Here is an 11,583-nt window from a genome sequence, read left to right on the forward strand (position 1 = left end):
CATGAGCCGACTCGCCCAGACAGCCGGGCTGACCGACATCCAGCGGGAGATCCTGGCGACCGTCAGGGACTTCGTCGACAAGGAGATCCTGCCGGTCGCCACGGAGCTGGAGCACCGTGACGAGTATCCGACGCGGATCGTCGAGGGCCTCAAGGAACTCGGGCTGTTCGGACTGATGATTCCCGAGGAGTACGGCGGCCTGGGCGAGTCGCTGCTGACCTACGCGCTCTGCGTGGAGGAGATCGCCCGCGGGTGGATGTCCGTCTCGGGCATCGTCAACACCCACTTCATCGTGGCGTACATGCTCAAGCAGCACGGCACCCAGGAGCAGAAAGAGGCCTTCCTGCCCGAAATGGCGGCCGGTGAGGTGCGTGGCGCGTTCTCGATGTCCGAGCCCGGTCTCGGCTCCGACGTCTCCGCGATCACGTCCAAGGGGGTGCGGGACGGCGACACGTATGTACTGGACGGCCAGAAGATGTGGCTCACCAATGGCGGTACGTCCACTCTTGTGGCCGTGTTGTGCCGTACCGACGAGGGCCTTCCGGAGGGCACGGCCCGGCACCGGTCGATGACCACGTTCCTGGTCGAGAAGGAGGCCGGCTTCGGTGAGGTGCGGCCCGGACTCACCATCCCCGGGAAGATCGACAAGATGGGCTACAAGGGCGTCGACACCACCGAGATGGTCATGGACGGACTGCGCATTCCGGCCAATCGGGTACTCGGCGGCACCACCGGCCGAGGGTTTTACCAAATGATGGACGGTGTCGAGGTCGGGCGGGTCAACGTCGCCGCGCGGGGCTGTGGCGTCGCACAGCGCGCTTTCGAGCTGGGCGTGGCATATGCCCAGCAACGTCACACCTTCGGCAAGCCGATCGCCCAGCATCAGGCGATCCAGTTCAAGCTGGCCGAAATGGCGACCAAGGTGGAAGCCGCCCATGCGATGATGGTGAACGCGGCACGCAAAAAGGACTCCGGGGAGCGAAACGACTTGGAGGCAGGGATGGCGAAGTACCTCGCCTCCGAGTACTGCAAGGAAGTCGTCGAGGACGCCTTCCGGATCCACGGCGGTTACGGCTTCTCCAAGGAGTACGAGATCGAGCGCCTCTACCGCGAGGCACCGATGCTGCTGATCGGCGAGGGTACCGCCGAGATCCAGAAAATGATCATTGGCCGCCGACTGCTGGAGGAGTACCGAACGCAGGTCTGATTGTCGCTTTTGATCTTGTTTAGCCGCGAAGTGAACCACACCTCGGGGACAAGGGCCACCGGCTTCAAGCCGCTCGACTCGGCTGCTGGCTTGCTCAGTTGCTGCTCGCAACCGATACCATCGCTGGAAAGCCGCCGTCCCCCGTTTCCCGCGCGGCATCATCCGCTACGAAGGTCATCCATGCCCCACAGCCAAACCTCTGCACCACGCGGCCGGGTCCGCCTCGCGCGCGGAGCATCGCCGTGGCTCCTGCCCACCGTCGCCACCGCGGCGATCGGGCTGGTCCGTGCCCGCCGCTCCCGGCGTGCCGCTGTTCTCGCTGTGCCCGCCACCGCGCTCGCGGCGGGCATGCTGTGGTTCTTCCGCGACCCCGAGCGTGAGATCACTCAGGGCCGGGTCATCTCGCCGGCCGACGGTGTGGTGCAGAGCATCATGCCGTGGAAGGACGGGCGCACCCGGGTCGCCATCTTCATGAGTCCGCTGAACGTCCATGTCAACCGCGCCCCCCTCGCGGGGACCGTGACCTCCGTGGAGCACATCCCCGGCGGATTCGTTCCGGCGTTCAACAAGGAGAGCGAGAACAACGAGCGCGTTGTCTGGCACTTCGACACCGAGCTGGGCGATATCGAGATGGTGCAGATCGCGGGCGCGGTTGCCCGCCGCATCGTCCCCTATCTGCCCCAGGGAACCAAGGTCGAACAGGGAGAGCGCATCGGCCTGATCCGTTTCGGCTCGCGTGTCGACATCTACCTTCCGGAAGGTGTCGATGTCGCTGTCGAGGTCGGTCAGACCACGACCGCAGGGGTGACTCGAATTGACCGTGATTGATCCTGACACGCAAGCCGGCTGGGCCACCGAGGCCGAGGCCGAAGCGGAGGACGACGCGGAGGAGATGCCGCTGTCGCTGAGGCTGTCGATAGCGGACACCCTCACACTCGGTAATGCCACCTGTGGCTTCATGGCCGTCTACTTCACCACGACCGGCATCCTCATCCCGCATCTCACGGGCAGCGACGAGACCGGCATGGCACGGCACTCCGCGGCGACGGCCGTGATCCTGATGCTGTGCGCGGCGGTCTTCGATCTGTTCGACGGGCTCGTGGCACGCAAGCTGCGCAGCTCACCGATGGGCGCCGAGCTGGACAACCTCTCCGACCTGATCAGCTTCGGTCTCGCTCCCGCGTACTTCGTCCTGGTGTACGGGATGGTCGCGGACGACGCCCATCAGCGGGTCTCGGCGCTGGCGGCGGTGGTCGTGCTGCTCGCCGTCGTCCTGCGGCTGGCCAGATTCTCCTGTGTGACGATGAAGGACGGCATGTTCCAGGGCATGCCGAGCCCCTTCGGCGCGCTGACGGTCATCTCGATCGTGCTGCTGGAGCTTCCCTTCGTACCGACGCTGCTCGCGATCGTCGGAGTCGCGTGGCTGATGGTCAGCCGGGTGGAGTATCCCAAGCCGCGGGGAATTCTCGCGGTGGCGATGCTGAGCTGGATCGTGGCCGCGGTGGGGCTGCTGGCGGCGTGGGCGTTCGACGCCCCCGGCGGTCAGCTGCTGCTCCAGACGGGCTGTGCGCTCCAGGTCGTGACGGGCGCGGTCATTCCGCTCTTCGCCACGGCCCGGCGGGTGAACACCTTCCGTGACAACCGCCGCGAGGCGCGGGCGGCGCAGCTTCCGTAGTACGCAGTGAGCGTGTCCGTCGTGAGCATGTCCTGAGATACGTCCTGACCGCGAGGGCCCGGGTGCGCTGTGCACCCGGGCCCTCGCGCGTTGTCACGGTCCTGTGGAATCATCGGCGGGCATGACCGGGGGATTCATACATCAGTTGTTCGAGGACCAGGTCCGGCAGGCGCCCGACCAGGCCGCCGTGATCGCCGAGAGCGCGCGGCTGAGCTATCGGGAGCTGGACGGCTCGGCCAACCGGCTGGCGGCGTATCTCGTCGCGCGAGGCGGGGCGCCGGGGGCCGGTTCCACCGTGGCGATCTGTACGGAGCAGCCGCTCGACGCCCTGGTGGCGATGGTGGCCGCGCTCAAGGCCGGGTACGCGTACACCGTCGTCGCGCCGGGCACACCGCGCGAGGAGATGCGCCGGCTGCTCGGGCTCACCCGGGCGGAGGTTGTCATCACCCGTCGGAGGCTGCTGGCACGGATCGACGACGGCCGCCGCCGAACGGAGATCTGTCTCGACGGCGACGAGGAGGCGATCGCCGCCCAGTCCGACGCGGCACCGCAGGGAGGCGGGGCCGGGAACGGGCGGGCCACCCTGCTGTTCACGGCGGGCACCACGGGCGAGCGGCGGCCGGTCGTCTCCGGGCACGGCCGCTGGCTCGCCGCGTACACCGCCTGGGCCGAGGTCTACGCGCTGACGGCGCGGGACGGGCTGCTGGTGACGGCGGGGCCGGAGACCACCGAGTTCACGGGCGGATGGATACGCGCTCTGTGCTCGGGCGGCACGCTGGTGCTCTCCGAACGGGCCGCGGGGCCGGAGGACATCACCGTGGCGGAGGTGGACCCGGCGACCGCGGCCCGTCTGGCGGAACGCGAGCCGCCCGCGCTGCGGCTGCTGGCGGTGGGCGGCGGACCGCTGCGGCTCGACGAGCAGCTGCGGCTCGCAGGGCTGCTGCCGGCTCCGGGAGCCCGGGTGCTGAGTGTGTACGGTCCCGCGGAAGTCGTCGGGTGCGGCACCTGGTTCGAGGCCGAGCAGTTGCCGGGGCCCGTGGAGCATCCGGAGCGCGCCGCGTATCTCGGCCGTCCCTTCCCGGGCTGTGCGGCGGAACTGCGCAAGGGAGGCCTCTGGCTCACTCCGCCGGACGGAGGTGACGCCGTTCCCACCGGTGACATGGGACGGCGGCACGGCGAGGGACCGCTGGAGTTCCGCGGGCGGACCGCCGACCGGGTGGAGATCGGCGGCAGAACGGTCGACACCTACCGGGTGGAGTCCGCGCTGACCGGTCATCCGGACATCCGCGAGGTCGTCGTCACCGGCGATCGCGGCCGTACCGGCGGCGCACTGATCGCCTATGTGGTGGCGGGCCCCGGGGGTGCCGCGCCGGACGCCTCGTCGCTGCGGGCCCGGCTGACCGGACTGGTCCCGGCCGCCGACATCCCCCGAACGGTCGTACCGATCGCGTCGCTGCCGCGGAACACGGCCGGAAGGGTGGACCGCGCCGCCCTGCCGCTGCCACCGGTCCCCGAGGCCGTGCGCCACACCGGCAAGGGCGGGTTCACGGCGGAGGGGAGGTCGGCGGCCGTCGGCGGCTGTGCGGTGCCTTTCGCCGCGGGCGTCCTGGCCGCCTCCCTCACCGGTACCCTCTGGCCCGGATCCACCGATCTGACCGGTGTGCCGAGCCCGTGGAGCGGACTGTTCGGCCTCCTCTACGTCGTGGAGGTGCTCGCCTTCGCCGCCGGCGCCGGATTCCTGGTGGCCGGGCGGAAACCGATGCTGCGGCGGGGCGGCCGGCGCGGTCTGACCACCGCGGCCCATCTCGCGATCGTCTGGCTGCTGGTGGCGTGGTGGCCGCAGGACAATCTGTACCGGCTGGCGGCCAAGCAGGACTGGCCACGGCAGGCCGCGCTCGTCTACACGTTCAATGTGCCGCTGATGATCGCCGCCGGGATCGTGGTCGCCTGGGCGGTCACCGGCCCGCCGCCGGCGCGTCGGGGCGACTAGGGTCCGGTCGGCCGACAGGACCTGGGCACCGGACGGGGTCCGGCCGGGAGCGACCGGCCCGGAGTGAACAGCCGGCCGAGGTCCGCGCCCGCCGTTCGGACCAGTGTCTCGGCCGCGTCGAGACACCGGTCCGTACGGGCGGCGAGCAGGACGCCGATAAAGGGGGCCGGGTCGAAGGCCGCCGTGGGGATCGAGGGCACCAGCACCGCTCCGGTCCTGGCGCAGTCGGCCGTCAGCGCGGTCAGCCACGCGACGAGTTCGCCGTCCGGGAGCCTGGCACCGAGCGGGACGTGGTCCAGCGAACGTACGAGATGGTCGCCGCCCCGGGTCTCGTCCAGACGTGCCTTGACCATGAAGGCCACCGAGGGGCCGGTCAGCCGCAGATTGATCTCGGTCGGTGCGAGCCGGGGCGGTCCCGGCCCGTCGGCGGGTACCGACCGGTCGGCCGGGGCGGTCACGAAGTCGACGTCGTACCAGCCCCGGTAGCCGCTCGCGGCGAGCCGGAGCCCGACGTCGTGCCCGAAGCGCAGGGCGACGGCCGCCGCCCCGTCCGGAACGGCGCCGGGACCGACGGTCGCTCCCCGGTACGCGGTGCCCGCCACATCCATCCGCGCGGCGCCGACATCGTGCACCGCGCCCGCCGCGTCCACGAGACCGTCGTAGGTGAGATCGCGCGGAGTGGACGCGGCGGCGGGCCCGTCGGCGCTCAGGAACTCCTCGACGAGCAGCGGGCCCGGGGGCAGCGCGCGCAGTACCTGCGGCAGCCGCCGCAGGGAGGTGACCACATGCGTGCCCGAACCGCCCACGCCGTGCTCGGACTTGACGACACTGCCCGCGCCGGAACGGGCCCGCGCCACGATCAGCCGGGCCGCCGCACGGCGCGAGGCGACGGGCCACTGATCCGGCACGGCGATCCCGGGGTGCGCGGCGGCGAGCCGGTGAAAGAGGACATTGGCCGCGCGCTTGGACTCGTACCGCAGCGCGCCGGGCGGCAACGGCTCCCCGGACAGCTCGCCCGTCGCGCCGGTGCGGCCCCACGGTACGAAGGGCAGGCCGAGGCCGCGCAAATGGCGTACGAGAGCCGGGCGGTCGAGGATCTCGGCGGTGAGTCCAGCGGGACCGGTGCCCAGACCGTCGTACAACTCCACCGACTCCCAGGCGAGCCGGCGGCACAGCAGCTCCAGCCAGCCCTTGGGCACGGTCCCGGGCAGGACCACGGCGGCGGGGTACGGGCTGCCCAGCGCGGCCAGACACGAGTAGTGGACGCCGGCCCGGCGGGCGGCCTCGGCCCGGGAGGAGTCCTCGGGCCGCCGGGATCCCTCGGACGGACGGTCGGCCCCGGACGGGCGGGAGGGTGCCGCGAACTGCGCCTGGAACTCGGCGACATTGCCGAGCTGTACGGTCCGCCGGCCGCCCGTCCACGCCCGGACCCAGCTCGCGCGCGGAGGCAGGTCCACCCGCAGCCGGGACAGCGGTTCCGCGCCGCCGGGGACGGGCCGCGCGCCCAGCGCCCGGTAGAAGCCGACCGCGTGCGGGTCGGAGTCGATCGTCAGCCTCGCGAAGCCCTCGTCACGGGCGGCGTCCAGGACATGCGCGTACAGGGTCCGGCCGACGCCCAGGCCGATGGCGCGCGGTTCGACGAAGAGCAGTCCGAGCGTGCCGTCGGGAGCCTCGCCCTCCAGCGAGGCGACACCGAGGGCCGCGCCGGACTCCTCGTCCTCCGCGACGACGATCCGGCGCTCCGTCATATCCGTCGCGGAAAGCGTGAGTTCGGCACGGCAGGCGGCCAGGAAGGCGTCGTCGTAACCCCAGTGGGCCTTGGACCGCAGCACGAGTCCGCTCAGCTTCCGCGCCTCGTCGGGGCGCGCGTCCCGTATCCGCACGGCCCCGACTCTAAGGGTGGTGCCGGAGTCCCCGGCGCGTCGCTCAGCGTTTGCCCATGTAGAGGTCGAGCGCCTTGTGCAGCAGTTTGTTGAGCGGATAGTCCCACTCGCCCAGATACTCGGCGGCCTCGCCGCCCGTACCCGCCTTGAAGCGGAGCAGACCGAGGAGATGGTTGCTCTCGTCCAGGGTGTCGGTGATCCCTCGCAGGTCGTACACACGGGCGCCCAGCTCATGGGCGTCGCACATCATCCGCCACTGGACGGCGTTGTTCGGCTGCACCTCGCGTCGGCGGGCGGTGGAGGCACCGTACGAGTACCAGACATGGTCACCGACGGTGATCATGGTGGCCGCGGCGAGGACCTCACCGTCGTGATGGGCGAGATACAGCCGCATCCGGTCGGGATTCTCGCTGGTCAGCGCGGTCCACATACCCTGGAAGTAGGTCAGCGGGCGGGGCAGGAACTGGTCGCGCTCCGCGGTCTCCCGGTACAGCTCGTAGAAGGCGGGCAGATCCTCGTAGCCGCCTCGGTCCACCTTCACACCGGCCTTCTCGGCCTTCTTCACATTGCGCCGCCACTGCTGGTTGAAGCCGCGCTGGATCTCGTCCAACGACCTTCCCCCGAAGGGCACCTGGAAGACATACCGGGGCTGGCCGACGCTGAAGCCGTCACCCGTGCCGTCGTCGTTGCGCCGCCAGCCCATCCGCTGGAGCCGATCACTGACCGCGAACGCGCGCTCTTCGGTCGTGGTGGGCTCGACGTCCCGCAGCCGGCGGACCTCCGGGTCGGCGATGGCCGCCTTGACCACGTCCGCCGTCCAGCGGCGCGCGACGACGGGCGGTCCCATCTTCACCGAGAACGCGCCCCGGGACTTGAGATGGGCCAGCATCGGCTGGAGCCACCGGGCCAGGTCCGGGGCGAACCAGTCGATGGCGGGGCCCTCGGGCAGATAGGCGAGATACCTCTTGATCTTGGGTACCGGGCGGTAGAGGACGAGTCCCGCACCGATGATGCTCCCCCGCTCGTCGAACCACCCGAGGCTCTCCGCCCGCCAGTCCGGCTTCACGTCCCCCCACGAGGGGACCTGCATATGGCTGATCGAGGGTCTGGCTCCGACGAAGGCCAGATGTTCCTTGCGCTTGATCGTCTTCAGGCGGTAAGCCATGGGGAGTGCTCCTTCGCTCGGCGCGCAGGTCTGTGGTCAGCAGACCTCCAGTGCTGTGACCGGAAGGGTTCACCGGCTCGCGGCGCCCGGCAAAACCTTTCCGGCCACAGCACTAGTCATACGTGCCGTACGGGCGGGGGCGGGCCCGGACACGCGCGCGGGCCGGAGAGGACACACGTGAGGGCGGGCGGGACAAGACGGGAGAAGGCGGACAGCCCTGTGCCCCGGTGGCTGTTTCCCTCGCCCTCGCCGCCCTCGGGTGGGGTCCCCTGGTCAGGGTCCCTGGATCAGGCTCTCGGATCAGGTCCTTGGATCGGTCCTCGGGTCAGGTCCTCGGGTCAGGTCCTCGGGTCAGGTCAGGAGGTCCCGTGCGATGTTCGCCGCGAGGCGTTCCAGCAGCGGGCCCGCCTCCGCCATGCAGACCGCGGGATCCGGCTCCAGATCGGTCAGGGCGTACGCGCGCCGGATGCCCGCGCGGCCCAGGGCCTCCGGCGGCAGGGCCAGCCGGCCGCAGACCGCGATGACCTCGACGTTCCGCGCGCGGGCCGCCGCCGCGACACCCGCGGGGGCCTTGCCGTGGAGCGTCTGCTCGTCCAGCGAGCCCTCACCGGTGATGACCAGGGTCGCCCGGGACAGGGCGGAGGCGAAGCCCAGCACATCGAGCATCACCTCGATACCGGGACGGAAGGCCGCGCCGAGGCCGACCAGCGCGCCGTAGCCGATGCCGCCCGCCGCGCCCGCGCCCGGCGAGAGCGCCAGACCGGCGGCGCGGGAGCCGACGGCCGTCTCCAGGACGGTGGCGTAGTGGGCGAGTGCCGCGTCGAGCACGGCCACGTCCTCGGGGCTCGCGCCCTTCTGCGGACCGTAGACGGCCGGCGCGCCCTTGGGCCCGGTCAGAGGATTGTCGACATCGCTGGCGAGGACGATCTCCGTCGCACCGAGACGGGCGTCCAGGCCGGACAGATCGGCGGTGGCCAGATCCCGCAGACCGCCGCCGCCGGGCCCGACCGGCTGTCCGTCCGCGTCCAGGAAACGCGCGCCGAGCGCGGCGAGCATCCCCGCGCCACCGTCGGTGGTGGCGCTTCCGCCGACTCCGAAGACGATACGACGGGCGCCCGCGTCGAGCGCGGCGCGCAGCAGTTCACCGGATCCGCAGGTCGTCGCGGTCAGAGGGGCGAAGACTCCCGCCGGGAGGTGCTGAAGGCCGGACGCCTCCGCCATCTCGATCACGGCCATGCCGTCGCGAAGGGCGTAGGCGGCGGTCAGCTCCTCGCCGAGCGGCCCGGTGACCCGTACCTCGCGCCGTTCGAACCCGGCCGCCACGGCCGCCGCGACCGTACCGTCGCCGCCGTCCGCGACGGGCAGGGTCTCGACCTCCGCCCCGGGGGCGACCTGGCGCAGCCCTGCCGTCACCCGCTCCGCGACCTGCACCGCCGTGAGCGAGCCCTTGAACTTGTCCGCCGCGATCAGTACGCGGGCGACCTCGGTTACTGCTCCGTCCGTCACTTCGAATCCTCTGCTTTCGAACAGGCAGTCGCGCCGCCCCGACCCTATCCGCCCGCCGCCGGTCTGCCCATGCCCGCTGTCACAGGCATCGCTTCGCCGGCGGACGGCCCCATTCGCCGGACAGGCCCTAGGCTTCCCGTGTGACGGATACCGATACCGAATACGCCGCGTACATCGCAGGCCTCCCCCGAGTCCTGGCCGGCGCCGCCATGTTGTTCAGGGACGGCGGGGGGCGCGTACTGATCGTCGAGCCCAACTACCGGGAGGGCTGGGCGCTCCCCGGCGGAACGGTCGAGTCCGACGACGGCGAGACCCCGCGCTCGGGCGCCCGGCGCGAGACGCTCGAAGAGATCGGGCTGGACGTCGAGCCCGGACGGCTGCTGGCCGTGGACTGGGTGCCGGGCAAGGCCCGCCCGCCGATCGCGGTCTATCTCTACGACGGCGGAGTGCTGGACGAGGAGCAGCTCGCGGCCATCCGCCTCCAGGAGGAGGAGCTCCTGTCGTGGCGGCTGCTCGACCGCGAGGAGATCCCGGCGTATCTGCTGGGCTCGCTCGGGCTGCGGGTGCTGGCGGCACTCGACGTGGTGGAGTCGGGCGCGGGCACGGTGGAGCTGGAGAACGGCCGCCGGCCGTAGAACACGTCCGCCGGACGGGCGGCGCCCCCGCACCCTTCTCACCGGCCGGGGCACCGCAAACCGTTCGCCTCCCGCCGGCCGTGCTGCGTACGCTCGGACCATGACTCTCGTCGCGCTCCTGAGCGGTGCCGGCATCTCCACGGACTCCGGCATACCCGACTACCGCGGTCCGAACGGCCTGTGGCGACGCGATCCCGGGGCCGAGAAGCTGGTCACGTACGAGCTGTACATGACGGACCCGGAGATCCGGCGCCGGTCCTGGCGGATGCGCGGCGACAGCCCCACGCTGCGGGCCGAGCCCAATGCCGCCCATCGCGCGGTGGCGGAGCTGAGCCGGTCGGGCACGGCGGTCCGGGTGATCACCCAGAATGTCGACGGACTGCACCAGCTCGGCGGGATGCCGGACCGCAAGGTGCTCGAACTGCACGGCACCGCGCGGGAGATCATCTGCACCGGATGCCGGGTCAGGTCCTCGATGCGGGAGGCCCTCGGCCGGGTCGCGGCGGGCGAGGAGGATCCGCGCTGCCGGGAGTGCGGCGGGATCCTCAAGTCGGCGACGGTGATGTTCGGCGAGCGGCTCGACCCGGAGGTACTGGCCCAGGCGATGGCGATCGCCAAGGCGTGCGAGGTGTTCATCGCGGTCGGTACGACTCTCCAGGTGCAGCCGGCCGCCTCGCTGGCGGGAATCGCCGCCGACCACGGCGCGCGGCTCATCGTGGTGAACGCGGAGCCGACGCCGTACGACGACCGCGCGGACGAGATCATCCGCGAGCCGATCGGTACGGCGCTGCCCGCGCTGCTCACGCGATACCGCACAGGCTGACGCCGGTCTTCCGGCGAACCGTACGGGCGGCTCGCGCCAGGCGCGGGCGGAAGGTCCGTGCGGGCGAGGGCGGACCGGGCTCCCCGGGCGTCCGACGCGTCAGAAGAGCGTGGCGGGAGCCGGCGCCGGCGCCGGGGCGTCGGCCGCCGCGCCCTCGAAGACCAGCAGCCGCTGCTTGCGGTCGAGCCCGCCGCCGTAGCCCGTGAGGCCGCCGGTGGAACCGATCACCCGGTGGCAGGGCACGATGATGCCGATCGGGTTCTTGCCGTTGGCCAGTCCCACCGCGCGCGAGGCGCCCGGCTTGCCGAGGTTCTCGGCCAGTTCGCCGTACGAACGCGTCTCGCCGAACGGGATCTTCTGGAGCTGCTCCCAGACGCTGCGCTGGAACGGGGTGCCGTCGAGCCGCAGCGGCAGATCGAACTCCGTCAGCTCTCCCCCGAAATACGCGTCGAGCTGGCGCACCACCTCGGTGAAGGGCCGGGAGTCCGGGGCTCCGAAGTTCTCCTCCGGCGGGCGATGGCGCTGCCCGACCATGTAGAGGCCCTTCAGGACGTCGTCGGCGGCGACGAGGGTGAGTGGTCCGTACGGACTGTCGATCACGGTGTGCACGATGTGCTGCTGTCCGGTCATGAGGGAACTTCCTGGTGTGCTGGTCTGCTGATGTGCTGCGTGCTGCGTGCTGCGTGCTGAGGTGAACGT

10 protein-coding genes are annotated in these 11,583 nt (G+C 71.3%); 6 read left to right on the forward strand and 4 right to left on the reverse strand.

All coding sequences use genetic code 11. The features are described from left to right. Position 1: 1 nt before the first annotated feature. The 4 genes from BFF77_RS01695 (at position 2) to BFF77_RS01710 (ending at position 4,872) form a co-directional block, all read left to right on the forward strand. On the forward strand, positions 2-1,207 hold the full coding sequence (locus tag BFF77_RS01695) for an acyl-CoA dehydrogenase family protein (protein ID WP_066943025.1): 1,206 nt from the start codon (positions 2-4) through the stop codon (positions 1,205-1,207). 180 nt (positions 1,208-1,387) lie between these two features. After that, positions 1,388-2,035 carry a phosphatidylserine decarboxylase gene (locus tag BFF77_RS01700; RefSeq protein WP_066943027.1) on the forward strand — a complete coding sequence of 216 codons (648 nt, stop codon included), beginning with the start codon at positions 1,388-1,390 and terminating at the stop codon, positions 2,033-2,035. After that, positions 2,022-2,882, forward strand: a complete 861-nt coding sequence (gene pssA, locus BFF77_RS01705; RefSeq protein WP_211280130.1) for a CDP-diacylglycerol--serine O-phosphatidyltransferase — start codon at positions 2,022-2,024, stop codon at positions 2,880-2,882. The genes BFF77_RS01700 and pssA overlap by 14 nt, the downstream gene beginning before the upstream one ends. A 121-nt stretch (positions 2,883-3,003) precedes the next feature. Next, positions 3,004-4,872: an AMP-binding protein gene (locus tag BFF77_RS01710; protein WP_066943031.1), complete on the forward strand. Its 1,869-nt coding sequence runs from the start codon at positions 3,004-3,006 to the stop codon at positions 4,870-4,872. Here the strand turns inward: BFF77_RS01710 and BFF77_RS36475 are convergent. The 3 genes from BFF77_RS36475 to BFF77_RS01725 form a co-directional block, all read right to left on the reverse strand. Continuing rightward, positions 4,869-6,755 (reverse strand): GNAT family N-acetyltransferase, encoded by a 1,887-nt coding sequence (locus BFF77_RS36475; protein WP_066943033.1) that lies wholly within the window; start codon positions 6,753-6,755, stop codon positions 4,869-4,871. The two genes, BFF77_RS01710 and BFF77_RS36475, sit on opposite strands and share 4 nt — an antisense overlap. A gap of 43 nt (positions 6,756-6,798) precedes the next feature. After that, positions 6,799-7,920, reverse strand: coding sequence for a lipid II:glycine glycyltransferase FemX (locus BFF77_RS01720; protein WP_066943035.1), 1,122 nt, complete (start codon positions 7,918-7,920; stop codon positions 6,799-6,801). A gap of 351 nt (positions 7,921-8,271) precedes the next feature. Then, on the reverse strand, positions 8,272-9,426 hold the full coding sequence (locus BFF77_RS01725) for a glycerate kinase (protein ID WP_066943037.1): 1,155 nt from the start codon (positions 9,424-9,426) through the stop codon (positions 8,272-8,274). A 140-nt stretch (positions 9,427-9,566) separates the two neighbouring features. Between BFF77_RS01725 and BFF77_RS01730 the strand changes: the two genes are divergently transcribed. Next, positions 9,567-10,061, forward strand: coding sequence for an NUDIX domain-containing protein (locus BFF77_RS01730; RefSeq protein WP_066943039.1), 495 nt, complete (start codon positions 9,567-9,569; stop codon positions 10,059-10,061). 100 nt (positions 10,062-10,161) lie between these two features. Next, positions 10,162-10,884, forward strand: coding sequence for an SIR2 family NAD-dependent protein deacylase (locus tag BFF77_RS01735; RefSeq protein ID WP_066943041.1), 723 nt, complete (start codon positions 10,162-10,164; stop codon positions 10,882-10,884). A 99-nt stretch (positions 10,885-10,983) separates the two neighbouring features. On the opposite strand, the gene BFF77_RS01740 is transcribed toward BFF77_RS01735, so the two are convergent. Next, entirely contained in the window at positions 10,984-11,514 is a 531-nt protein-coding gene (locus BFF77_RS01740; protein WP_066943043.1) for a methylated-DNA--[protein]-cysteine S-methyltransferase, read from the reverse strand. Positions 11,515-11,583 lie beyond the last annotated feature (69 nt).

Origin of the sequence: Streptomyces lushanensis (assembly GCF_001700515.1) — a bacterium.
GTDB lineage: Bacteria > Actinomycetota > Actinomycetes > Streptomycetales > Streptomycetaceae > Streptomyces > Streptomyces lushanensis.

Bases quoted from the DNA above. Each gene is read 5' to 3' on its own strand.
- BFF77_RS01710 (WP_066943031.1), top strand. From the start codon at position 3,004: ATGACCGGGGGATTCATACATCAGTTGTTCGAGGACCAGGTCCGGCAG.
- BFF77_RS01695 (WP_066943025.1), top strand. From the start codon at position 2: ATGAGCCGACTCGCCCAGACAGCCGGGCTGACCGACATCCAGCGGGAG.
- BFF77_RS01720 (WP_066943035.1), bottom strand. From the start codon at position 7,920: ATGGCTTACCGCCTGAAGACGATCAAGCGCAAGGAACATCTGGCCTTC.
- BFF77_RS01740 (WP_066943043.1), bottom strand. From the start codon at position 11,514: ATGACCGGACAGCAGCACATCGTGCACACCGTGATCGACAGTCCGTAC.
- BFF77_RS01700 (WP_066943027.1), top strand. From the start codon at position 1,388: ATGCCCCACAGCCAAACCTCTGCACCACGCGGCCGGGTCCGCCTCGCG.
- BFF77_RS01735 (WP_066943041.1), top strand. From the start codon at position 10,162: ATGACTCTCGTCGCGCTCCTGAGCGGTGCCGGCATCTCCACGGACTCC.